Consider the following 23069-nt stretch of genomic DNA (forward strand, 5'->3'; position numbering starts at 1 on the left):
CGCGCCCCTTGTTGAGCGGGTCGCACACCGCGTAGAGGTCCGCGGCCCCCGCGGCGCTGCCGTCGGGGTTGGCGGCGTCGAAGATGACCCCGACGTCGTAGTTGTCCGTTCCGATGGTCCCGTCGAGAAGGCACTGGTTCCCGTCCTGAAGGCAGTCGGGAGACAGGCAGTCCACCGCTCCCTCACAGGTCCGATCCCCGGACGGGAGATAAGACGACGGCTCGGTCTGGATGACCTGCTCGGACTCCTCGAGGAGCTCGAGGTGAACCCCGAAGTCCCTTCGGTAGATCGTGTTCACCGCGTTGATCACGTTGGTGATCGCCGTGAACGCCGACGCGACCGTGCCCCCGTTCTGGGCGGTGAACTCTCCGGTGGCCGACGCCGCCATGTGGTAGATGGAGACGGTCCCCGCGGTGGAGCGGACCGACGGCCCGGCCTCCCCCGCCTTCGACGCGCCGATCCCCTCATCCGGCGCCACGCAGCGAACCGCCTCGTTCAGCGGGTCGTCTTCGTAACGAATCGCCGCATGGGATTCCTCCCCCACGCCGCTGGGACGGATCAGGACCGATCCCGACGGCGCGAGGACGAGGGCGTTGAACCCGTCGGGGCCGAGGCTGAACCGCGCGATCGCTCCCGGCTCGTCGACCGAGCGCCCGATCCAGGTCCGGATGCCGTACTTGGCGGACAGCGACGGGGGGAGGATCGGCGACTCCTCGACACGGAACCGCGCGAGCGTGCCGTCGGGGCGGGGAAGCGGGATCGTGACGACCGTCTTGGCGGCCTCCTCGGTGAACTCGCGGGGCGCCCGCGCCAGCTCCGCGGAGAGCGTCTTCCGGTCGAGCCGGAACTTCCCCGGGGCTTCGGGATCGGGCGTCCAGATCGGGGCGCCGGACGCTCTCGCGGCGGTGGCGAGAAACACGCAGGCCAGGACGAGCGCGGGGGTACGAGCGTTCACGGGGGCCTCCTGTCCTTCCCCGTGTACGCGCCACTCGCGACGGATTCAATCGAGTCGGGAGGTGCGCGACCTCGTTGCTATCCACCCGGCTAGGGGAGGACGCCTCAACGCAGCAGGCCGTCCCGCAGCGCCTTGGCCACCGCCTCCGTCCCGGAGTGGACCTCGAGCTTGGCGTAGACCTTTCGCACGTGGAACGCGACCGTCGCCCGGGTCACCCCCAGCGCGGCGGCCGCCGTGCGGTAGTTGTGCCCCTCCGCCAGCAGCTTCAGGACCCGGACCTCGTGCGGCGTCAGGCCGTGGTCCGAGCCGGGCGGCGGGTGCACGCGTGCGAACAACCCCACGACCTGGCGGGCGATCTCCGGCGACATCGGGGCGCCCCCCGCGACCGCTTCCTCGAGGCGCGCGAGGATCTCCTGCGCCGCGGTTTTCTTGAGCAGGTAGCCGCAGGCCCCGGCGCACAGCGCCTTCACGATCCGGTCGTCGTCCTGATACACGGTGAGCACGATCGGGAGCACCTCGGGCCACGACGCCCGGACGCGCCGGATCCCCTCGATGCCGTCCATGCCGGGAAGGCCGAGGTCCACGAGGAGGACCGCCGGAGGCCCGGAGCCGAGGTCGCGCAGCGCCTCCTCCATCGTCCTCCAGGCGCCGGTGCAGGTGAAGCCGGGCGAGTGGGTCACGAGGTCGGCCAGCCCCTCGCGGATCTCCTCGAGGTCCTCGACGATCCCGACCGAAATCGGCGCCTGCGCGGGATTGAGGGCGTGCACGGCGGGATCCTACGACCGCCCACCCGGGCGCGTCGCCGTCCACCTGGATAGGAGTCGACGCGGACGGGCGGGAACCTCGAGCAGTACCTCGGTCCCACCCGCGGGGTACGGCCGGACGAACAGGGTTCCGCCCAGTGCTGCCGCCCTGCGCTGCATGCTCTCGAGCCCCGAGCCTCCGGACCGCTCGCCGGAGACGATCCCGACCCCGTCGTCGCGGACGACGAGGGCGAGGCCGTCCCCGCGCCTGGCGAGCCGCACCTCGACCGTTCGGGCCTCCGCGTGCCGGGCCGCATTGCGAAGCGCTTCCTTGAAGACGAGGTAGATCTCGCGCCGGGCTTCCGGGTCCAGGCGCGCATCGGCGTCGTCCTCGGGAAGGTCGAGCACGAGCCGCACGTCCCCCTCGGCGAACAGGTCCACCGCGAACCTCCTCATCCGGTGGACCAGATCGGAAACGCGGTCCCGCGCGGGGTTGATGGACCAGACCACGTCGCTCATGGCGTCCACGACCCCGCCGGACAATTCCGTGATCCGCGCGAGCGACGTCCACGCCGCCGCTTCGCCCCGCGCGGCCTGACGGCTGGCGAGTTGGCTCAAGACCGCGATCTGCGACAGGCTCGCCCCCACGTCGTCGTGGAGGTCGGTGGCGATCCGGGTGCGGACGCGCTCGAGCTCCAGCAGGCGCGCCACGCGCATCCGGTAGGCGGTGACCGCGGCCGTCGCCAGCGTCAATCCCACGGCCGTGAGGAACCAGCCCCGGCGCCAGAGCGGGGGTCGAATCGAGAACGCAGCCGCCACGGGCTCGCCGGTGAGTCCCTCTCCGTCCACCGCCCGGACCTCGAAGCGGTAACGACCTGGGGCGACGCTCGCGACCACGACGGACCGCGAGGTGGCGGGAGCGCTCCAGTCGTCGGATGCGCCGAGCAGTCGCCACTGGAACCGCATCGTCTCGCCGGCGCGGAAGCTCGGTGCCGTGAAGGTGAACTCCAGCGTGCGCTCGTCGCTCGCGAGTGTCGTCGATCCCGCGGGATCACGCTCCACCCCCGCCACGCGCAGGCCGGTCAGATACACCCGCGGGGGCGTCGTATCGCCCGCCGGCGCGGGCAACAGGCGCGCCACGCCGTGACTGGTTCCGATCCACAGGGCACCCGACGGGTCGCGGAGCAGGCACGCGATCCGGTTGGAGGGGAGACCGTCGGCGGTCGTAAGCCGCCGCACGGCCCCCGTCGCGGGATCGAGACGTTCCACGCCGTGGCTTCCCCCGACGTACACACGGCCCAGCAGGTCGTCGACCACCGTGCTCGCCTCGAAGGTGAACAGTCCCTCGGTGGCGCCGTACGCGCGGAAGGAGGGGCGGTTGGAGGCCGCCCTCTCGACGCGCACGAGCGCGGGGCGCCCCGCGATCCACAAGTCGCCCTTGCCGTCGCGGTAGATCGCGGCCGCGCGACGCTGCCTCTCCGGGTCGACCTCCTCCCATCCCTCGATCCGACCGTCGCGGTAGCGGAACACCCCGCCGTCGTACAGCCCGAACCAGACGTTCCCCGCCGCATCCTCGGCGAAGGCGTTTCCGGTCGCGTATTCGGGAAGACCGTCCTCCGCCCCGAAGCAGCGAACGCGGTCCCCGTCACCCGCCACACGGCACACCCCGCGACGCGCGTCCATGACGCCGAACCAGACACTGCCGTCGCTCGCCGCAAACACGCGGTGGACCAGGTCGAGAGGGAGGCCGTCGGTCGTGCGGAGCACGCGCACCGGCCGCGCCGTCGCGAGGTCCCGCACATTCGTCCCTGGGGCGTACACGGCCAGCCCACCGTAGGTGGCGACCCACAGCCTCCGATCGCGGCCTCGGGCGAGAATCTGGTGCGAGCCCCATCCTCGGACGATCTCCGGACGGATGGCCCAGGTGGAGATGCGCGGATGCGCTTCGCTTCCGAGCGAGGCGAAGCGCAGGCCGCCCAGCACCACGACCAGATCCTCGCCGGGCTCGAGCCAGAGCGCCTGGACTTGCGTCGGAGCCGGCACGCCGTCGGACTCCTCCCAGCGGGTCAGCCCCTCGGCGCCGAGTCGCGCGGCGCCGGCGACGAGCGTTCCGGCCCACAGATTTCCCTGGAGATCCCGGACAACGCCGTACGCTTGGTTGTCGGGAAGCCCTTGCGCCCGCCCGATCGTGACGTGGCGCCGGTGACCCGGAGATCCCTCGATCCGCACCAGGCCGCGGTCGCTCGTCCCGATCCAGATCGTGCCGTCGGCGTCCTCCCAGAAACCCCGGGGGAACGGGCTGGGGCATCCCGTGGACGGGTCGAGGCGCTCGAGGATCGTGGGGTCCCCTCCGGGGCCGACGCCCAAGCACCAGGCTCCGCTCCCCACGGTGAGAAGCCACGGCCGGCCGGCGCGATCCAGGGTCATGGAAGGCAACCAGCCCCACCCCGAGTTGACCTGCTCCTCGTAGGAGAGCGGCAACGTCCGGGTTGTCCCGTCCGAGCCGACCCGGGTGATCCCGTACGTCCGCGCCGCCCACAACGCTCCCTCGCCGTCGTACGCGGCGGCCCACACGTGCTCCGCGGACTTGCGCTCGGGGAGCGGGGCGGGGCCGAGGTCCACCGGCTCCACCCGCGTCGCGCCGTCCTTCGAAACCAGGCGCGCGGCGCCGCGCGACCCCGCGAGGAGCAGCGCGCCGTCGGGGGCGACCCCCATGGCGAAGACATCCCCCACGTGGCGCTCGAGGGCTGGGGACGCGACCGGCTCGAACTCGGCCCCTCCTGTCGAGCGACGGGGAGGGCGCCGGACCACGCGCTGCGAGACCAGGGCGTAGAGACTCCCGTCGGCATCCTCGGCCAGCGCCCACGCCGAGGGAACCGGAAGACCGTCGTCGATGCCGAAGTTCCGGAACGTGTGCCCGTCGAAACGCGAGACCCCCGCGTTCGTCGCGAGCCACAGGAACCCCTGCCGGTCCTGGAGGATCGCGCGGACGTGGTCCCCCGCCAGCCCCTCCCCCGACCCATAGGCGCGGAAGGGCAGCCGCTCGGCGGAGGCAGGGCCGCACACCCCGACCAGGGACGCGGTCAGGAGAAGGGAACGCCCCAGGGAACTCGTCGAAGCAACCACGCGGCCGCGGATTATGCTTCGAGTCGCGCCCGCCGAGGGCCTCAAGGAGGCGCTCCGGCAGAGGACCTTCTCGGACGCGATCGTTAGGTCACTCCCGCGTCCCCGCCTCGTGGCCGGAGAGCTTGAAGAAGCCGGGGTCGACGGTCAGCCTGCGCGACTTGAATCGCCAGCCCTCGGGCGTGCGGACGACGACGCTCCTGTCGTATCGACCGGTCGCGACCACTCGCGGCTGCTCGGCCACCTCGAGGACGATCATGTCGTGGGTGACGTGCACCTCGTCCGCGTGGATCGGCTCGATGAGGAGGTTCGTCGCCTGATGGCGCTTCCCGTTGGCCATACCGCCGGGCCCGACGTGCCGCTTCTCGAATTCGTAGAGGTCGTTCCAGGTCGGCATCGAACCGAACGGGCCGCTCTCGTATCCCCCGAACTCCTCCGGGGAGACCCAGCATTCCATGAAGGCATCGGCGTCCGCGTCGTCGGTCGTGATGCAGTAACGCGCCACCAGGTTGCGGATCTCACGATCGTCTCGAAGCGTCAGGTCGCTCATGGTCGTTCTCCTCGTTTGGGCCCGGGGCCCGGGACGGTTCGGACGCGGCGCCTTCCCTGCGGCGCCTCCCGAATCCGGCGAGGGATCCTAGAAACGGGTCCGGCGGATCGCTATCACTTCGTCGTACCGCTGTGTCCTGCATAATGGGACAATGGACGTGCGGGAGATCGTCGCCTTCGTCGCCGTCGCGCGGTGGTCGAGCTTCACCCGCGCGGCGCAGCAGCTCGGGATGCCCAAGCAAACGCTCAGCCGGAAGGTGCGCTCCCTCGAGCGCCGCCTTGGCGTCCGGCTTCTCGATCGCACCACCCGGAGCGTCGGGTTGACCGACGCCGGCCGCCGCCTGCTCGATCGCGCCTCCGATCCCCTCGAACGGATCGAACGCGCGGTCGAGGAGGTTCGCGCCACCGAACGCGAACCGGCGGGCGAATTGCGCATCGCCTGTCCCCAGCTGTTCGGCCGGTCGTTCCTTCCTTCGGTGATCGACCGTTACCTCGAACGCTACCCCGACGCCTCCGTTTCGGTCCGGCTCGTCGACGCGATCACGCCACCGACCTGGGAAGGCCTCGACGTCCTCGTCCACGTCGGCGACTGGCGGGATTCGCCGGCGAAGCGCACGTCCCTCGGGCAGGCGATCAACCATTGTTATGCGTCGCCGGCCTACCTCGATCGGGTAAGAACGCCCGCCGAGCCCGAGGATCTGAGCGCGCTCGACGGCATCACGTACACCCGCGAGGCGAGCCGCGCGACCTGGACGCTCCGACGCGGGCGGCACAGGCGCCGGGTCGTCATCCGATCGAGGCTCAAGGTCAACGACGCGGAACTCGCCCTCGGCCTCGTTCTCGCGGGCCGCGGCGTCGCGCAGCTCCCCCGGTTCCTGTGCGATCCCCACGTCGCCGCCGGAACGCTCGTCCGGCTCCTTCCGGATTGGCGCGTCGAGATCGGCCCCATCGTCGCCCTGACCCGACCTGACGCCCGCCGCCCGGCCAAGGTCGAAGCGTTCCTCCGCCTTCTGGGAGCATCCGTCCGCGGGGTGACCGAACGCCGCGGTGCGTGACGGGAGATTCGGCGCGCGGCGGCGAACGACGGGCCGCCCTACGGATACCCGCCCGTCGCTTCCCGGCTTCGGACGTGGTCTAGCATGGTGCCTCGATGAGTCCCACGGGGATCGGGTTCGGCGTCTTCGTCTGCACCTTCGGGGGTGTCCTGCTCGGGATGGCCGTGCGCCGGCGGCTACCCGAGTACCACCTCGACGCGGACTCCCGCGACACGGTGAAGCTCGGGGTCGGGTTGATCGCCACGATGACGGCGCTGGTCCTGGGCCTGATCACCGCGACCGCCAAGGGGACGTTCGACGCGACGGAAACGGCGGTGAGGCACGTCGCCATGGAGACCCTCACCCTCGACCGCGTGCTCGCGCGCTACGGCCCCGAGACCCGGGAGTTTCGCACGGCACTCCGCGATTCCCTCGCCCGCCGGGTCGACGCGACCTGGCCGAGGGACGGGTCGCGGCCGTCCGCGGTCGATCCGTGGAGCGGCGCCGAGAGCGCGGAGCGCCTTCTGGACCGCATCCGGGCGCTCACCCCCCAGACCGAGGCCCAGCGCCAGTACCGCGCCCAGGCCGTCGAGTTGTCGGAGTCGCTGCTGGAGTTCCGGTGGAGGTCCGCGGGGGAGGCCTCCTCGATCCCCGTCCCGTTCCTGGCGATCCTCGTCTTCTGGCTCGCGGTGACGTTCACCATCTTCGGGATCCTCGCCCCGAGCAACGGCACCGTGTATTCGATCCTGCTCGTCTGCGCGCTGTCGGTTTCGAGCGCGGTGTTCCTGGTGCTCGAGATGGACGGGCCGTTCGACGGGCTGCTCCGGGTCTCCCCGGACTCGCTGCGCTACGCGCTGGAGCACATCGGCCGGTAACGCTCCTCGACGCTACTTCGCCCCCGTCGTCGCTTCGTGCTCCTCCTTCAGGTCCTCCCAGGTCTTCCGGAACTCCTTCTCCTCTTCCTTGGTGAGGATCCGGAAGGGGACCTGGACCTCGCCCCCCGCGAACTTCACCTTGAGCCAGTGCTGGCCGGTCCTGATGCCGCCGGGAACGTGGAAGTAGAGGCGACCGAGACAGGCGGTCTGGAAGTTCAGCTCGACCTGGTCGTAGCTGAGGTTGCGTCGATCGGGATCCGAGAAGAAGCCGAGCGTGCACCGTCGGACGACGTCTCCGGGGAAATAGGAGATGACGTCCCGCGACGCGGTCGCCATCGTCTGGATTCCCCGAAGGTCGACGGCCTGGTAGGCCGTTTGCGTCGGCAGCGGCAGGATCGTGCCGTCCGGCGTCTGAAGCGAGAACGCGTCGCGCTTCACGACCTGAGGATCCGTCCCCTTGCGCACCGTCAGCCCGACGTCGAGGAGCAGCCACTCCTCCCCGACGGAGGCGTTCGCGGTCCGGTACCCGAGGGTCACGTACCCCTCGTTGTTGTACGCGACCCTCACGTATTGCCCCATGAGCGTGAAGAACTCGGGGACGGTCGGCTCGGGGATCTTCGGTTGCGGCTTGTCCTGCGCCGGCGCGGGCGCAAAGGACGCGCCGAGGAGCGCCGCCAGGATCCAACCGACTGCCGTTCGCTTTCGGAATGCCATCGCGGCGTCCTCCCGCCGCGGAGTGTAGCCCTTTGCCGTCCCGATCGGGGGCGCGCCGACGCCCGCGGACACGACGCAGCGTCGGGCGCGCCTCACCGAGCCGCGGGACGCCGGTCTCGCGTCATCGGGGCGGCCGTGTACGACGCCGTGATCGGCCCGGCTTCGCCGGACGACGAGGCCCGGATCGATCGGGCACGCGATGAGGTCCGTGCCGAGCAGGAGGGCGAGGGGAGTTCCCTCTGCCTTGCCCGGGCGCCGGACGGGAAGGGGCTCTCCGTCCTGGTGTCGACGGACCACGACTACCTCTGGTCGCCCGACGGCAAGCGACCGCTCCTGCAGCGCGCGATCGACAACGACATCGTGCTCCTGAAGAACTTCCGCCAGCCGTTCTCCCGGATCCGTAGAAGTCGCTCCCCTCCCGGCGCGCGGGTGGAATGCCGGAGATCGGCCCGACCGCGGCCCACACCGGGAGTTCCGCGGTGCTCCCCGACGGGCTGGTGCCGTCGCGGTTCGGTCCCGGTGCCGCCGATGGTCGCGACTGCCAGCGCCCCCCGGAGCGTCCGTCCATGCGTCGAGAGGACGCCTCGTTGCGAGGCGGCGCGATTGCCGACACGGCGATCAGAGGATTCCCGCCGCCCCCCCTTCCCGCGGGTGTAGACTGCGCAAACGTGTGGAACGCAGCGCATCCGTGACCTGGCGCGATGCGCCCGATTCGACGCCGGGAGCACCGCCCATGACGCAACTTCGGTTCCGACCGTCCCCCCGCATGGCGATCGCGCTGATCGCCGTCTGTACTTTGGCCGCGACTTCTCCCAGCTGGGCGCAGAAGGCGACCCGAACCGAGCACGATCTGCTGGGCGCCAAGGAGGTCCCCGCGGACGCGTACTACGGCGTCCAGACCGCCCGTGCGCTCGAGAACTTCCAGCTCTCGGGGATCCCGATCAACCACTACCCGGGGTTCGTCGAAGCGTGGGCGATCGTGAAGCTCGCCGCCGCACGAGCCAATACCGACGTCGGCGCCATGAAGCCCGAGACCCTCGCCGCCATCGAGAAGGCGGCGAAGGCGGTCCTCGACGGCAAGTACCACGACCAGTTCCTCGTCGACTGGTATCAGGGCGGCGCCGGCACCTCGACCAACATGAACGCGAACGAGGTCCTGGCCAACGTCGCCCTGGAGCTCACGGGGCACAAGAAGGGCGAGTACACGATCGTCGAGCCGCACGACCACCTGAACATGTCGCAGTCGACGAACGACTCCTACCCGACGGCGATCAAGGTCGCCTTCCTGCTGCGCAACGACAAGCTGATCCAGGAGATGGAGAAGCTCGTCGCCTCCTTCCGCGCCAAGGGCCGGCAGTACCTGCGCGTGGTCAAGATGGGCCGCACGGAGATGCAGGACGCGGTGCCGATGACCGTCGGCCAGGAGTTCCATGCCTTCGCCGCGTCCCTCGAGACCGAGATCGGGGTGCTGAAGGACGCCGAGAAGTACCTCTATCCCGTCAACATGGGGGCGACGGCGATCGGCACCGGGATCAACGTCCCCAAGGGGTACGCGGAGAAATGCGCCGCGCACCTGGCCAAGCTGACCGGCAAGCCGATCGTCCCCGCCGGCGACATGCTGGCCGCCACCTGGGACCAGCAGGGGTTCGTGGCCTACTCGTCGGCGCTCAAGAGCGTCGCGATCAAGATCTCGAAGATCTCGAGCGACCTGATCCTCCTCGCCTCCGGCCCGCGCGCGGGTCTGGCCGAGATCAACCTTCCGGCGCTCCAGCCCGGCTCGTCGATCATGCCGGGGAAGGTCAACCCCGTCGTCCCCGAGGTGATGAACATCATCGCCTACCGGGTCATGGGGAACGACTACGCGGTCACGCTGGCCGCCCACTCCGGCCAGCTCCAGCTCAACCCCTACGAGCCGCTCGCCGGCCTGGCTTCGATGGAGTCCCAGAGCCTGCTCTACAACGGGTCGGTCCTGTTCCGGACCAAGTGCATCGACGGCATCACGGTGAACGAGAAGGTGCTCGAGCACTACATGACGACGACGATCGGCATCGTCACCGCCTTGAACCCGGTGCTGGGGTACGAGAAGGCCACCGAGCTCGCCGCCGAAGCGCAGAAGAGCGGCAAGGGGATTCTCGAGGTCATCCGCGAGAAGAAGGTCCTCACCGAGGCTCAGATCAAGGACCTGCTGGATCCGATGAAGCTCACGAACCTGGATCCGACCCTGTACGAGAAGAAGTAGCGCGGGCACGGAAGCCGCTTTCGAGACGGGAGGAACGTCCATGACGACTCGCAGACTCGCGGCAGGGCTCTTCACGGCCCTTTTGTGCGCCTCCGTGGCGATGGCGCAGGGCGCCCGGAAGCCGAGGATCAAGATCCTGGCCACCGGCGGCACCATCGCGGGCGCGGCGCTCAAGCCGACGGATCCCGGCTACAAGTCCGGCGCCGTCGGCGTGGACGTCCTGATCGCCGCCGTCCCGCAGCTCAAGGAGATCGCCGAGGTCTCGGGCGAGCAGATCGCGAGCATCGGCAGCCAGGACATGAACGACGAGGTCTGGCTCAAGCTCGCCAAGCGCGTGAACGAGCTGCTCGCGTCCTCCGACGTCGACGGCATCGCGATCACGCACGGCACCGACACCCTCGAGGAGACCTCCTACTTCCTCCACCTCACGGTCCGAAGCGACAAGCCCGTCGTCATGACCGGCTCGATGCGGCCCTCCACCGCGATGAGCGCGGACGGGCCGCTCAACATCTACAACGCGGTCGCGATCGCGGCCGACCCCACGGCGCGCGGGCGGGGCGTCCTCGTCACGATCGACGACGACGTCCACTCCGGCCACGACATCATCAAGAACCACACGACCGACGTCGGGACCTTCTCCTCCGGGGAGGCCGGCCTCGTCGGCGCCGTGTTGTTCGGCAAGACGACCTGGTATCGGACCCCGGCACAGGTGCACACCTCGAAGAGCGAGCTGGGTATCGGCAGCGCCGGCACGCTGCCGCGCGTGGACATCCTCTACGCCCACGCCGGCATGTCCCCCGACCTGATCGCCGCCGCGGTGAAGAACGGCGCGAAGGGGATCGTCATGGCCGGCGTCGGCGACGGCAACATGACCGCGCCGGCGCTCGTGGAGTTCACCAAGGCGGCCAAGGCGGGGGTCGCTTGCGTGCGCTCGGCGCGCGTCAACGGCGGCATCGTCCGCCGCAACATCGAGACCAACGACGACGAGTCCGGGACGATCGCCTCGATGGAGCTGAACCCGGCCAAGGCGCGCGTGCTCCTGCAGCTGGCGCTCCTCAAGACGCAGGACGTCAAGAAGATCCAGGACTACTTCAACCGCTACTAGCCGTTCCGCGGGAGGGGTTCATGGGCGCCGGCCGTCTCGCTGCCGTTCTCCTGCTCTGCCTGGCGCTGGGGCCTCACGAGGCTCGCAGCGAGGAGAGCGGCGCTGCCGAGGCGGCGCCCCAGGAGATCGACACCGCGGAGCACGACGCGGGGGAGGACGACGACCCGAGGCCGCGACGGCGGCTCGTCAAGTGGAACGAATACGAAGGGCCGATCTCGACCTTCCGGCTCGGCTTCGGCCTCCTCATCGACTACTCCGCTTACGATCAGGACCCGGAAAGCGCGCAGCAGTTCTCCTTGAACGAGGAGGTCGGCGTGCGCGACTCCCGTCTGTTGTTCCGGGGGCGATTCCAGACCCAGCGGCCGCTCTCGTGGACGCTCGGGTACATGTACTCCGGCACCAACGACGAATGGTGGTTCCGCCAGACCGGAATCCAGATCGGATTTCCCGAGGCCGGCGGGGCGCTCTTCATCGGGCGGACCAAGGAAGGGTACTCGCTGATCAAGGTCATGACCGGGTACCACCCGTGGACGCAGGAGCGCTCCCCCGGCCTCGACGCGTTCGTGCCGATCCTCGCCGACGGGGCCAAGTGGATGGGGTTCTTCCCCAAGCCCCGCATCTTCTTCAGCCTCGGGGCGTTCGGGGACTGGCTCTCCGAGGACGAGTCCTTCGCGACCTACGACCATCAGTTCGTCACGCGCGTCGGCTGGCTGCCGATCGCCTCGGTGGAGGACAAGAGAGTCTGGCACGTCGCGGTGATGGGCCGGACCGGCCGGCCCGACGAGGGGAGCATCCGCTTCCGCTCGCGGCCGGAGGACGGTCTCGGCCCCTACTTCGTCGAGACCCCGTCGATGCCTGCCGACCGCGCGAGCACCACCGGGTTCGAGTCGTACTACCGATCGGGGCCGTGGCTGTTCGGGGGCGAGTACAACCGGCAGAGCGTCGATCGGACGGGTGGTGACGACGTGAAGTTCCACGCGGGGGACGTCGTCGCCGCCTGGATCCTCACGGGAGAGACGCGAGCGTACAACGCGCGCGGGGGGTACTTCGCCGCCGTCTCCCCCGACCGCCCGGTGTTCCAGGGAGGCCCGGGAGCCTGGGAGGCGGTCCTGCACGCGGCCTACATCGACCTCGACGACCGCGACATCCAGGGCGGGAAGTTCTGGCGCCTCACCGCGATGGTCAACTGGCACCTGTCGGACAACGTGCGCTTCGAGCTCGTCTACGGCTACGGCGGCCTCGAGCGCTTCGGTCTCGACGGCCGGACACGGTTCTTCCACTCGCGGCTGCAGTTCACGCTCTAGAGTCGGACGCTACTTCAGGCCGGCGATCAGGTTCTCGCTCAGGCGCGTGTACTCGGCCTTGAGCTCTCCTTGGGCCTTCGCCGCAAGCTCGGTATCGAGCTCGACGGGGACCTTGGTCTTCTCCCAGGCGATGACGAGGTTCACCTTGCCGCCGCGGATGTCCTGCAGGCCGATCGACATCGTCTCCAGCGGCTCAGCCACGGCGACGGGTGTCACTTTGACTCGTGCCTGATCGTCCTTCGGGTTTTTGGCGCACGAGCCCCACGGGTCCTTGACGACCTTGCTCGGAATCACGGTCCATTCGGATTCGCCGGGGATCGTGAACAGGGCGTACGAGCCCGCGGGCACCGCCGCGGCATCTCCCGCGACGCGCGTTTGAAACGCGATCACGCCGAGGACGGAAGCCAACAGGCGCGCGACCATTCTCGTCCTGAACGTGGTCGGGCCCTCCGTGAGCGTCCGTGGGAGTATCGGCGTCGCGGGGCCTCCGCGCAGGAACGCGTTCGGGTGGACCGGGTTCGATTCTGTTGTCGGCCACGCGACGTCCGGCGCCTCAGCCCTCCCGCAGCATGCGCGGCAACTCGAGCAGGTCGCGCTTCGCGACGTACCCGACGGCCCCCGCGCGATCGGCCGCGCGGCGGACGTCCTCCTGGTCGTGATCGCTGACGATGATCACGCGGGCCTCGGGGTGGGCCTTTCGCAGGGCGGCCGTCGCCGCGATCCCGTCGACGCGGGCCATGCGCACGTCCATCAACACCCAGTCGGGGGCGAACGCCTCGAAGCACGCGAGGACCTCGTCGCCGTCGCCGCATTCGCCCACGTCGGGGGCGAGCTCCTCCAGGACGTCGCGGATCGTCCGGCGCATGCCGGCGTTGTCGTCGACGATCAGCACGCGCAGCGTTTCGGTCATCGACGGGACGCTACCCCGCGACCCTCCCCGCGGCCATGGAGGGGACCCGGGGTTTTCCACACGTGCGCGAACGCACGGGACCGGATCAGAGGAGGTGCTCGCGGTTCTCGACGGCGAACTTCGTCAGCGCGTGGCTTCCGGAAAGCCCGAGCTTCCCCGCGATCGCGGTGCGGTGGTTCTCGACCGTCCGGTAGTGGATCCCGAGCTCCTGCGCGATCTCCTTGCTCGTCTTGAACTGCGCGATCAGGACGAGGATGCGCCGCTCGGCCCGGGTCAGGCGGGACCGCCAGTCCGGCGCGGGACCTCGAGAAACCTCGGGTTCCGGGCGCTTCAGGAGCAGGTTCGCGGAGAGGGTGGAGCTGATGAAGGGGCGACCGTCGAGCACGGCGCGGATCGCGTCCACGACGTCGAGCATCGCGCCCTCCTTCACGACGTACGCGCGCACGCCCAGGTCGAAGGCGGTCCGCAGGAACTCCTCGCGGCCGTGCATCGTCATCATCACGATCTCGGGGCCGGCGCCCGCCTGCTTCAGCGCCCGGACGACCTCGAAGCCGTCCTTCTTCGGCATGTCGACGTCGAGGATCACGACGTCCGGGCGCTCCGCCTCGACGAGCGCGAGGGCGGCCTCGCCGTCCCCGCACTCCCCGACGACGGCGAGCCCCTCCTCCTCTGCGAGGACCTCGCGCAGCCCCTTGCGGACGATCGGATGGTCGTCCGCGATCACGATCCGCACCGTTCGGCTCAACTTGCGGCCCCCGCCCTCGGCAGGCGAACGGAGACGCGGGTCCCGCGTCCCGCCGCCGAGCGGATCGTACGGCGACCGCCGAGGATCCGCACCCGTTCGGCGATTCCGGAGAGCCCCATCCCGCGCCTTTCCGGCGGGAGGGCCTCGGGGTCGAATCCGCGGCCGTCGTCCTCGACGACGATCTCGACCTCGGCGGGGCGCACGCGGACCGCGACCCGCGCCGTCTTCGCCCCGGCGTGGCGGACGAGGTTTCCCACGGCCTCTTGGACGATCCGGTAGACGTTCATTTCGTCCTCCGGGGCGAACACCCCGTCGAGCGGATCGATCGCCGCGTCGAACTCGATCTCGGTCGCCGCGGCGGCCTGCTCGACGAGCGCCTCGATCGCCCGCGCGAGGCCGAGCCGGTCGATCTGGTAGGGGCGGAGGTTGTGGGTGACCTTCCGGATCTCGTCGATCGCGCCGCTCGCGACCTCGGCGATCTCCTCCACCTGGCGCTGCGCGCGCCCCGAGATCGGCCCGTCCCGCAGGCCCAGAAGCGCGCGGTTGCGGATGATCGCGAGAGTCTGCCCGATCCCGTCGTGCAGCTCCCCCGCGATGCGCTTGCGCTCGGACTCCTGGGACTCGATGAGCTGCCGCGCGAAGCGGTCCTGCTCCGCCCGCCGCCGCTTGAGCCGGGCGATGCGGACGCGGAACCCCGCAACGATTCCCCCCACGAGGGCGAGCGCGATCGCTGCGCGCAGCCACGCCGTCTGCCACCACGCGGGGCGGACGACGAGGGCGAACGACGAGCCGGTCTCGTTCCAGACCCCGTCGCCGTTCGAGGCAACGACGCGGAAGACGTAGCTCCCGGGAGGGACGAAGGAGTACCGCGCGAAACGCGCGGTGCCGGCCTCGGCCCACTCGTCGTCGAGCCCCTCGAGGCGATACCGGAAACGCGCCTGCGTCGGCCGGACGAAGGTCGGCGCGGTGAAGCGCACCTCGAGCCGGCTCTCGTTCGGCTCGAGCACGACCTCCGCGGCGACAAGGTGCGTCCGATGCTCGCTCGCGATCTCCTCGATCACGACGTGGGGCGCGATCGGATTGGGGCGGAAGACGCGCGGGTCGACGATCGCGAGCCCCTTCTGCGTGGGGAAGACGAGCGTGCCGTCGCGGCGGCGGATCCCCGAGGGCTGCATGCCGCCGTTGCATTCGGTGGAAAGCATCCCGTCGTCGCGCCCGAACGACCACGAGGCGACCGAGCGCGCCTTGCCGTCGGCGAAGGCGTCGAGATCCGAGCGCTCGGCGACGTGGAGCCCCCGGTTGGAGCTCATCCAGAATCGCCCCATCCCGTCGTCGACGATCGCGAAGACGCCGTCGTCGTGGAGGCCGTCGCGCGAGCGGATCGCGACCGCCTTGCCGTCGCGCAGTCGGATCAGGCCGCCGTCGTAGGTACCGATCCAGAGCGAGCCGCGCGCGTCCTCGTGGAGCGCCCGGATGCGATCGCTCGACAGCCCGGAGGCCGTCGTCCAGGAGACCGCGCGGTCCCCTTCGATCCGGCCGACACCGCCGCGCCCGCCGACCCAGATCGCGCCGTCCGCGCCCTCGAGGAGAACCTCGGCGTCGTCTCCCGCGAGCCCCTGCTCCCGGCCGAAGCGGGTGAAAGCCGCGCCGTCCGCGCGAAGGACGCCCCGCCCGGTCGCCATCCACAACCGCCCGGCCCGATCGCGCAGGAGGTCCTCGATCGCCGCGTCGGTCGCGAAGACCGGCGCGCTGCGAAGCGACGGCGTCACCCGAACGACCCCGCCCCCCGGACTCGCGACGAGCACCGATCCGTCCGGCTCGGGCTCGATCGCCGTGACGAGGACGAACGAGCGTCGCAGGGCGTCGAGCCGGAGGAAGCGGTCCCCCTCGACGCGATAGGCCCACGACCGTGAGCCCGCCCAGAGCCGCCCGTCCGCCGACTCCGCGACCGGGTAGAAGCTGCTCGCGATGGGGTCGCCCCCCGGGGTGACCGTGCGGATCGGCGTGGGAACCGCCTGCGCGAGCCCCGCCTCGCCGCCGATCCACAATGAGCCCTCCCGGTCCTCGAAGAGCGTCACCGGCGACGCGGCGACCTCGGGAACCGGGGCGGCGAAGGTCCACCAGCCGCCGCGCTCGAAACGGTGGAGGCGCCCGTTCGCCAGGATCCAGACGCGATCGCCGGCGCCGCGCGTCGCGGCGAAACGTTGCGGGAGCTCGCCGGTCCTGGAACCGACGGGAAGCTCGAACGGCGTGACCGTCCCTCCCCGGAGCTCCAGGAACGTGCGGTCGCCGGTGCGAAGCCACACGCCGCCGCGAGGGTCCCGGCTGAGGGCGTAGTTCCGCGAATCGGCTCCCTTCGGCCACGGGTAGTCGACGAAGCGTCCTCCGGGCTCGAGCAGGTGGAGGGTCTCTCCCGTTCGCACGCGTCCCACGACGAACGGGATCGCCGACTCCCCGGCTCGGGGCCTCCCCTGCTCGGGAACCGACCAGCGCTCCCCGTCGAACCGCTCGAGTCCGGCGGAGGTTGCGGCCCAGAGCCCGCCGTCGGCGTCCTCACCGAACGCGGTGACGAACGTCCCCGCGGAGCCGTCGGCGGGGCCGTACGCACGGAACGTCCCGTCCTTCATCCGGGCCGCGCCGCCGTCCTCGGTGCCGATCCACAGGCTCCCCTCCCGATCGACGTGCAGGGCGAGGAGCCGGTTCGAACCCATCCCGGGGTGATCGGAACGGCTGAAGCGCTGAAGGCTCGCGCCGTCGAAGCGCACGAGTCCGTCGAGGGTCGCGATCCAGAGGTAGCCGTCGGGGGTCTGCGCTACGGCAAAGACCGAGCCCTGGGCCAGCCCGTCGTCGACGGTCCAGACCCGGTAGGTCCGCTCCGCCTCCGGCGGCACGGCGATCTCGGCCGCGGCGAGCGCGGCGCAGAGGACGGGCGCGGCGATCAAGGGCTCCCCCACCTTGCGGACGCGCCGGATGGTAACTCCGGATCGCCGGCCCTGAGGAGCGCGCGGGCGCACGGGTTCCACACGTGTGGAAAACGGGGGATCGCCTCCATGGGACGCAGCGCGCGTCCTCCGTAGAGTTCCCGCCGAACGGTCCGAGGTGGAGAGGAGGGCCCCATGAATCGACTCGTTTCCTGTTGCGTCCTGCTCGCCGGGGGAGCGGGCTTCGCCGCCGCGGCGGAGTTCGCCCCGGCCGGGGAGACCGTGAGGACGGCCACGATCCTCTCGGCGCCGGCGAGTTACGACCGGCCGTCGGCCGATCGCTTCACGACGCTGTCGGTCGACGCCCGGTGCAGCTCCACGGTGAAACGGGCGAACGAGATCACGCTCGGGTGGAAGGTGAAGCGCGAGGGAGCCCAGGCGTTTCGAGTGGACGTTTCCGAGTTCAGGGACGGTTTCATCACCGGGCGTTACTTGACCTCGGGAGCGCGGCCCGCGACGCAGAACGCGATCGTGCTCGAGGCCGCCGCTCCGGGCGTCTTCTACTACTGGCGCCTGCTCGTCCGATCGGGGGAAGACTGGGTTCACGCGGCCAACGGCCGTTTCGATTCGCCGATCTGCCCGTACGACGGCGACCGGGAGGGAGGCCGCGAATGAGCCGCCCGATGACGTCTCTCCGCCTCGCCCTCCTGCTCGCCCTCGGCCTCGCGGGGACGCTCGCCCCGGCGCAGGCCCAGTTCATCAGCCTGCAGGACGTCTCCCCGGTATCCGTCCAGAAGATCCCCAATCCCAGCGGAACCGGCGGGCGCGTGAACGGACTCGCCGTCGATCCGACCGCCCCCCTCGTCATGTACGCCGCCACCGAGTGGGGCGGGCTGTACAAGACGACCGACGGGGGCCGGAACTGGTTCCACCTGCCCGGCCACCGCGCGACGGTGACCTGGGACGTCGAGGTCGATCCCTCCGACCCGCAGCGCGTGATCGCGACGTCGTTTTATGACGGGCGCACCGACGCGCAGTCGGGAATCAACGTCAGCTCAGACGGAGGGCTCACCTGGACGCGCCCCGTGACCGCCGTGCCGCCGACCGGTTTCTGCTCCAACCCCGACGACCAGGTGGAGCTCTCCGCGTTCGGCATTTCCATCGCCCCGAGCAATCCTTCGGTGGTCTACGTCGGCACGAGCTGCGGGCTCGCGATCAGCAACGACTACGGCTCTACGTGGTCCTATGTCAAGCCGCCATCCACGCCGGGCGGTTCGCGGGTCTGGGACGTCGTCGCCTCGGCGGACGGCCAGTGGATCGACTTCTGCGGCGACGACGGGCACCACTGGTACAGGCCGTCGGCCGGGGTCTGGGGCCAAGGGTCCGGCCTCCCGTCGGGCATCTGCTCGCTCGCGGCCTCCCCCTACTCGCCGAACAATCTCAACCTGATCGCCACGGTCGGCACGAAGATCTACGAGACCACGGCGGCGGGGATCTGGACGGAAACGAGGACGAACCCCCTCCCCCAGGGTCGGATCCCGTTCGTGGCGACGAACAAGCTCTCCGACCCGGGAAAGTTCGACCTCTGGTTCGGGGACGTCCTCCTCTACCGCGTCCAGTGCGACGACGCGGCCACCGGCCCGAAGTGCGGCACGGGGACAACCCCGGCCTGGTCCGCCAATCTCGTCGACTGGGGGAACGGGTACGGGGACCAGGGGGAAATTCTCTTCGACCCCACCGTCAGCGCGAACGCGTGCCCCCTTCTGAACTCGGCCGATGGCGGCGTCGTATACAACCAGAAGACGACGCACCCCGCCTGCCAGACGCCGGCCTGGAAGGATCCCGTCGTCTCGGTGCGCGCCTTGTGGCCCTGGGCCCTCGCCGGACTGGACGTCGCGGGCCCCGGGAACGACCACGTCTTCTTCGGAAACCAGGACAACGGGGTCTTCGGCACCGCCGACGCCGCGACGTTCGAACCGTTCTGGCGGCAGGAGGTCTGCTGCGACGGCTTCGACGCCGTCACCGCTCCCGCCACGGACACCGACGACGAGTCCCTGATCTACTCCGTTTGCTGCGGCCTGAGCGTCGTCCGAACCAACGCCGACATGACCGGCGACGTCGGGATCAACCTGCCGCCCGGCGGCTCGCCCCCCGGATTCCAAACGCCGGACGTCCTCGTCCGCTGGGGCCCGAAACACCACGCGATGCTGACGCGGGACTCCGGCACCGACGGCGGACTCTTCATCACGGAGAACATCGAGGCGACCCCCGTCGTCTGGACGGAGCTCGGTAACAACGCCGAGTTCCCTTCGGAGTCGGGGTGCGCGGTGTACGCCGCGACGAACGCAGCGACGTTCTACGTCCAGACCGGGAACTGCAACGGGGAAGGAACCGGCGACCAGCTCTGGAAATACGTGGGGACCGACCCCGCGCAGGCGTGGACGCAGGTTGTCACACCCGCCACGGAGGGAATCGGGATCTTCGCGCTGGACCCGACCAACGCCTCCCGGCTGGCCATTTCCGCGCTCCACGCGAACACGGCCAACATGTATCTCTCCAACGACGGCGGGACGACCTGGACCCCCCTTCCTTCGCTCGACGCCATGATGAACGGCGGCGGGGACTTCAGGATGAGGACCCTCCGGGGGCCGACGAACTTCACCGGGCTGGGCGGCTATCACCAGCCCTCGCTCGTGGCCTTCGATCCGTTCGACGCGAGCAACATCCTCGCGGGGGGACGGGATTCCGGGATCTTCTACTCGACTGATTTCGGGACGAGCTGGACTCTGGCGACCGATCCCAGGAACTCCCACACCTCCGGAACGCCGCACGTCCCGCGCCCCAAGCACGCCTATTTCTCCGAAGCGGACCACGACAAGTCGATCTACGTCTCGAGCCAGGGGCGAGGGGTGTGGCGGTTCGGGATCTGCGAGGCGGACGCGTTCGAACCCGACGACGAGGATGGGTCGGCGAAGACGATCACCTCCGGCGAGACGCAGCAGCGCTCGATCTGCGGCACCGGGAATCCCGACTATGCGCGGTTCATCGTCGCCGAGCCGTCGTCGGGGGCGATCTCCACATCCGGGAGCAGCGGCTCCCTGAACGTAAAGCTCCTCAACGACCAGCTGCAGGTCGTGGCGGAGGCGCCCACGGGGCTGGATGTCGCGTGCGGTTCCCCGCAGGTGCTCCGGACCGGCCGGTACTCCATCGTCGTGGAGGAGCCGGGCCAGGACGACACGATCGCGTCGTACACGCTGTCGTTGAACCTCTCCCCGTGTTGCGGCAACGCGGCGATCGACGCGACCGCCGGCGAGGCCTGCGACGACGGGAACCGCGTCGACGGCGACTGCTGTTCCTCCGTCTGCGCGCTCGAGAACACTCCCATCCCCGCGATCACCGCGGCGACGATGACGTCGACCCAGATCACCTGGCCCGCCTCGGTCGACACGGATGCGTACGACGTCGTCGTGGGTGATCTGGGCATGTTGCGGCAGTCCGGGGGAGAGTTCAGCGGCTCCACCTTGCTGTGCCTCGCGGACGACGACCCCGCGACGTCGGTCGACCACACCTCCGTCGCTCCGTTTCCCGGGGGGGCGGCCTACTTCCTCGTCCGCGGCGTCAAATGCGGTAGCTCCGGGACCTTCGACGACCTCGGACCGCGACTCGCTCAGTCGCGCGACGGCGAACTCGCGGCGTCGGGGCTCCCGTGCACGACGCCGTGATCGGCCCGGCTTCGCCGGGCGAGGCTCTGGATACGGCCCTGGGGCGATGGGCTGCCCTGCCTCGAGTCGCATGACTCGCCGATCGTTCGACGTGCCGGAGCCAGGGCTCGAGCTCGAGTCCCGCGACGCGGGGCGAGAGTCGCAGGCCCGAAGGGCGAGCAGCCTGGACTCCCCGAAGGTAAGGGGATCTGACTCTGGTGAGGAAGGCGCGGCGATACGAGGAGGGTCGTGTCGTCCGAGGGTTATGGACGAGCAAGCCGACGCCTTTTCTCGACGCGCGGGAAGGGGGCCAAGCCAATCACCCTCGCGGGTGGGCTCGTCCGCGCGTGGCGGCCGCCTGTCCGTGACGCGCTCGGAAGAGAGCGGCACCTTCTCGGCGCGCCGGCGGGCACGCCACCGCCGGGATCAGGCGTGGCGCGGCACTGCGGTCAGCTCATGCACGATGAAGGCGTGCAACTCCGTCATGTAGTTGCGCAGGAACTTGACCGTGCCTTGGTCGGTGACCTCGCCCTCCGCGGTGATGAGCCCGGGCTTGAACTGGACGTAGGCTTCGACCGAGTTCATCAGTGGCGAATTGCAGTAGCACAGGATGCTGCGCAGCCCCTGCTGCGCCAGCGCGGTGCCGATGGCACCGGGCGAAGTGCCGATGACGCCCGACGGCTTGCGCGCGAAGGAGTTCTTGCCCCAGGGCCGGCTGGCCCAGTCGATGGCGTTCTTCAGGCCACCGGGAATCGACCGGTTGTACTCGGGCGTCACGAAGAGGACCGCGTCGACCTCGGCGATTGCTCTCTTGAAGGCTTGCGCCACCGGCGGATAGTCGGCGTCGTAGTCGGAACTGTAGAGCGGCAGGTCCTTGATGGCGATCTCGCTGAGCACCAGTTCGGGCGGCGCGAGTCGCACCAATGCCTTGGCGAGCAGACGGTTGATCGACGTCGAGGCGAGGCTACCGACGAAATACCCGACTTTGTAGGTGGCCATCTGCCCTCCTCGGTGGCCGGGCTCGAAGCCCGACCTCAGCCCTTCGTTGCCGTCAGCTTGCGGAAGATCCATGTCACGACGACAGCGCCGAAGAAGGCGACGACGATGGTGTAGAGGAGTCCGCCCTCGGGCTTGAAGCCGACGAGGCCCATCAGGAATCCTCCCACGAGGGCCCCGACGAGGCCGACGATGATGTCCATCAGCACGCCCTTGCCCGGGCCCCCCATGACCTTCCCCGTCAGCCAACCCGCGACGAGGCCGACGACGAGCCACGCGATGATGCCCACGACTACGTCCGCGACGCCGAGATCCGGCGCATGAGCAGGGCCAGCGCGCCGACCCCGATGGACTTCACGAGCGTCGGGTGTTGCGCGTAGAAGCTCGCCGCCCGGTCGATGATCGAGGGGTCCTTCACGGCGGCCTGCTGTGCGAGGGCTTGCATCGCCTCGGGCGAGAGGCTCTCCGCCTCCTGCGGCGTCAAGTTCCCGCGGGACTCCAGCGCCTGCGGCCCGCCTCGTATGCCCGCCGAGCCGAGGGCCTGCGCGACGCCCGCCGGTCCGAGCACGCCGAGCAGGTGGTTGAAGAAACCCGCCTTCTGCTCGGGGGTGGACTTGTCGAAAAGACCGGAAACGATCTGCTCGAACGGGGGCGTCTCGTCGGACTTGAACGCATGGGAGAGGCCGTCGGCAAGCGTCGCGTTCGGCACCGCCCGCGCCACCTGATCGTACGCGGCGTCCACCTCAGAGGCCGGAGCATTCCCGGTCGAAACCTGTTTTAGAAGATCGCCCAGACTGTCGAGCAGGCTCATGCCATCCTCCTTCGACGCTCTCGAACGCCCATGCTCGACTGGAAACCAGCGGGATCCCATGGGGTGTTCACCCACCCTCCCTCGCGGTTGGATCGCCTCCATGGTGGTGCGGACCGTGTTGACGGGAGAGCGTTCGCCGGCGGACGTGACGTCCGCCCGCGGACCGTCGCACGCGCGCGGCGGCTGGATCTCCTTCGTTTCTTGCAGGCACGGGGCCTGCTCCCCGCCTCGGCATGCGCTGGCCGATTCAACCGGTCGAGAAACAACGACGATTCGTGCCCCGGTTCTGCCCACGCAGGGACTGCATGCAGCACACCCTCCGCGACGGCGAGGCGTTCCGATTC

19 protein-coding genes are annotated in these 23069 nt (G+C 69.9%); 7 read left to right on the forward strand and 12 right to left on the reverse strand.

Annotation, left to right across the window (positions count from 1 at the left end; all coding sequences use genetic code 11):
• From VF139_01350 to VF139_01365, 4 genes are all read right to left on the reverse strand, one after another.
• Positions 1 to 955, reverse strand: a 955-nt coding sequence (locus tag VF139_01350; GenBank protein HEX6850021.1) for a zinc-dependent metalloprotease family protein, incomplete at its 3' end; no start/stop codon positions are given.
• 104 nt (positions 956 to 1059) lie between these two features.
• Positions 1060 to 1722: a response regulator transcription factor gene (locus tag VF139_01355; protein HEX6850022.1), complete on the reverse strand. Its 663-nt coding sequence runs from the start codon at positions 1720 to 1722 to the stop codon at positions 1060 to 1062.
• Positions 1723 to 1731: 9 nt separating this feature from the next.
• Positions 1732 to 4764, reverse strand: a complete 3033-nt coding sequence (locus VF139_01360) for a two-component regulator propeller domain-containing protein (protein HEX6850023.1) — start codon at positions 4762 to 4764, stop codon at positions 1732 to 1734.
• Positions 4765 to 4912: 148 nt separating this feature from the next.
• Positions 4913 to 5371: a nuclear transport factor 2 family protein gene (locus tag VF139_01365; protein HEX6850024.1), complete on the reverse strand. Its 459-nt coding sequence runs from the start codon at positions 5369 to 5371 to the stop codon at positions 4913 to 4915.
• Positions 5372 to 5522: 151 nt separating this feature from the next.
• Between VF139_01365 and VF139_01370 the strand changes: the two genes are divergently transcribed.
• Positions 5523 to 6425 carry a LysR substrate-binding domain-containing protein gene (locus VF139_01370; GenBank protein HEX6850025.1) on the forward strand — a complete coding sequence of 301 codons (903 nt, stop codon included), beginning with the start codon at positions 5523 to 5525 and terminating at the stop codon, positions 6423 to 6425.
• Between the two features lie 95 nt (positions 6426 to 6520).
• A complete protein-coding gene (locus VF139_01375; GenBank protein ID HEX6850026.1) occupies positions 6521 to 7279 on the forward strand; it encodes a hypothetical protein in 759 nt (252 codons plus the stop codon).
• 12 nt (positions 7280 to 7291) lie between these two features.
• Here the strand turns inward: VF139_01375 and VF139_01380 are convergent, their stop codons facing one another.
• Positions 7292 to 7993, reverse strand: a complete 702-nt coding sequence (locus VF139_01380; GenBank protein ID HEX6850027.1) for a hypothetical protein — start codon at positions 7991 to 7993, stop codon at positions 7292 to 7294.
• Between the two features lie 733 nt (positions 7994 to 8726).
• Between VF139_01380 and VF139_01385 the strand changes: the two genes are divergently transcribed.
• The 3 genes from VF139_01385 to VF139_01395 are packed head-to-tail and all read left to right on the forward strand — an operon-like array spanning position 8727 to position 12641.
• The gene (locus tag VF139_01385; protein ID HEX6850028.1) at positions 8727 to 10232 is read left to right on the forward strand and encodes an aspartate ammonia-lyase; all 1506 of its coding nucleotides are present in this window, start codon (positions 8727 to 8729) and stop codon (positions 10230 to 10232) included.
• Positions 10233 to 10272: 40 nt separating this feature from the next.
• Positions 10273 to 11337 (forward strand): type II asparaginase, encoded by a 1065-nt coding sequence (locus VF139_01390; GenBank protein HEX6850029.1) that lies wholly within the window; start codon positions 10273 to 10275, stop codon positions 11335 to 11337.
• 20 nt (positions 11338 to 11357) lie between these two features.
• Positions 11358 to 12641, forward strand: a complete 1284-nt coding sequence (locus tag VF139_01395; protein HEX6850030.1) for a porin — start codon at positions 11358 to 11360, stop codon at positions 12639 to 12641.
• A gap of 9 nt (positions 12642 to 12650) precedes the next feature.
• Here VF139_01395 and VF139_01400 read toward each other — a convergent pair whose 3' ends face one another.
• The 4 genes from VF139_01400 to VF139_01415 all read right to left on the reverse strand — a co-directional run bounded on the left by VF139_01400 (position 12651) and on the right by VF139_01415 (position 17238).
• On the reverse strand, positions 12651 to 13064 hold the full coding sequence (locus tag VF139_01400) for a DUF2911 domain-containing protein (protein HEX6850031.1): 414 nt from the start codon (positions 13062 to 13064) through the stop codon (positions 12651 to 12653).
• A gap of 130 nt (positions 13065 to 13194) precedes the next feature.
• Positions 13195 to 13551, reverse strand: a complete 357-nt coding sequence (locus VF139_01405) for a response regulator transcription factor (GenBank protein ID HEX6850032.1) — start codon at positions 13549 to 13551, stop codon at positions 13195 to 13197.
• Between the two features lie 85 nt (positions 13552 to 13636).
• Positions 13637 to 14296, reverse strand: coding sequence for a response regulator transcription factor (locus tag VF139_01410; protein HEX6850033.1), 660 nt, complete (start codon positions 14294 to 14296; stop codon positions 13637 to 13639).
• On the reverse strand, positions 14293 to 17238 hold the full coding sequence (locus VF139_01415) for a two-component regulator propeller domain-containing protein (GenBank protein HEX6850034.1): 2946 nt from the start codon (positions 17236 to 17238) through the stop codon (positions 14293 to 14295). The genes VF139_01410 and VF139_01415 overlap by 4 nt, the downstream gene beginning before the upstream one ends.
• A 174-nt stretch (positions 17239 to 17412) precedes the next feature.
• On the opposite strand from VF139_01415, the gene VF139_01420 reads away from it, so the two are divergent.
• Together VF139_01420 and VF139_01425 are read left to right on the forward strand one after the other, a co-directional pair.
• Positions 17413 to 17892 carry a hypothetical protein gene (locus VF139_01420; GenBank protein HEX6850035.1) on the forward strand — a complete coding sequence of 160 codons (480 nt, stop codon included), beginning with the start codon at positions 17413 to 17415 and terminating at the stop codon, positions 17890 to 17892.
• Positions 17893 to 17900: 8 nt separating this feature from the next.
• Positions 17901 to 20939 (forward strand): hypothetical protein, encoded by a 3039-nt coding sequence (locus VF139_01425; GenBank protein HEX6850036.1) that lies wholly within the window; start codon positions 17901 to 17903, stop codon positions 20937 to 20939.
• A gap of 405 nt (positions 20940 to 21344) precedes the next feature.
• Here the strand turns inward: VF139_01425 and VF139_01430 are convergent, their stop codons facing one another.
• Genes VF139_01430 through VF139_01440 form a run of 3 tightly spaced genes read right to left on the reverse strand, consistent with a single transcriptional unit; the run spans position 21345 to position 22725 of the window.
• On the reverse strand, positions 21345 to 21917 hold the full coding sequence (locus VF139_01430) for an NADPH-dependent FMN reductase (protein ID HEX6850037.1): 573 nt from the start codon (positions 21915 to 21917) through the stop codon (positions 21345 to 21347).
• Between the two features lie 35 nt (positions 21918 to 21952).
• Entirely contained in the window at positions 21953 to 22204 is a 252-nt protein-coding gene (locus VF139_01435) for a GlsB/YeaQ/YmgE family stress response membrane protein (GenBank protein HEX6850038.1), read from the reverse strand.
• Between the two features lie 2 nt (positions 22205 to 22206).
• Positions 22207 to 22725 (reverse strand): hypothetical protein, encoded by a 519-nt coding sequence (locus VF139_01440; protein HEX6850039.1) that lies wholly within the window; start codon positions 22723 to 22725, stop codon positions 22207 to 22209.
• Between the last annotated feature and the right edge of the window lie 344 nt (positions 22726 to 23069).

This window comes from Candidatus Polarisedimenticolaceae bacterium, from assembly GCA_036376135.1.
Taxonomy (GTDB): domain Bacteria; phylum Acidobacteriota; class Polarisedimenticolia; order Polarisedimenticolales; family DASRJG01; genus DASVAW01.

What these genes read in the sequence shown, in the direction of transcription:
- VF139_01365 (HEX6850024.1), bottom strand. Translation starts at nt 5,371, where the DNA reads ATGAGCGACCTGACGCTTCGAGACGATCGTGAGATCCGCAACCTGGTG.
- VF139_01370 (HEX6850025.1), top strand. Translation starts at nt 5,523, where the DNA reads ATGGACGTGCGGGAGATCGTCGCCTTCGTCGCCGTCGCGCGGTGGTCG.
- VF139_01375 (HEX6850026.1), top strand. Translation starts at nt 6,521, where the DNA reads ATGAGTCCCACGGGGATCGGGTTCGGCGTCTTCGTCTGCACCTTCGGG.
- VF139_01380 (HEX6850027.1), bottom strand. Translation starts at nt 7,993, where the DNA reads ATGGCATTCCGAAAGCGAACGGCAGTCGGTTGGATCCTGGCGGCGCTC.
- VF139_01385 (HEX6850028.1), top strand. Translation starts at nt 8,727, where the DNA reads ATGACGCAACTTCGGTTCCGACCGTCCCCCCGCATGGCGATCGCGCTG.
- VF139_01390 (HEX6850029.1), top strand. Translation starts at nt 10,273, where the DNA reads ATGACGACTCGCAGACTCGCGGCAGGGCTCTTCACGGCCCTTTTGTGC.
- VF139_01395 (HEX6850030.1), top strand. Translation starts at nt 11,358, where the DNA reads ATGGGCGCCGGCCGTCTCGCTGCCGTTCTCCTGCTCTGCCTGGCGCTG.
- VF139_01400 (HEX6850031.1), bottom strand. Translation starts at nt 13,064, where the DNA reads ATGGTCGCGCGCCTGTTGGCTTCCGTCCTCGGCGTGATCGCGTTTCAA.
- VF139_01405 (HEX6850032.1), bottom strand. Translation starts at nt 13,551, where the DNA reads ATGACCGAAACGCTGCGCGTGCTGATCGTCGACGACAACGCCGGCATG.
- VF139_01420 (HEX6850035.1), top strand. Translation starts at nt 17,413, where the DNA reads ATGAATCGACTCGTTTCCTGTTGCGTCCTGCTCGCCGGGGGAGCGGGC.
- VF139_01425 (HEX6850036.1), top strand. Translation starts at nt 17,901, where the DNA reads ATGACGTCTCTCCGCCTCGCCCTCCTGCTCGCCCTCGGCCTCGCGGGG.
- VF139_01430 (HEX6850037.1), bottom strand. Translation starts at nt 21,917, where the DNA reads ATGGCCACCTACAAAGTCGGGTATTTCGTCGGTAGCCTCGCCTCGACG.
- VF139_01440 (HEX6850039.1), bottom strand. Translation starts at nt 22,725, where the DNA reads ATGAGCCTGCTCGACAGTCTGGGCGATCTTCTAAAACAGGTTTCGACC.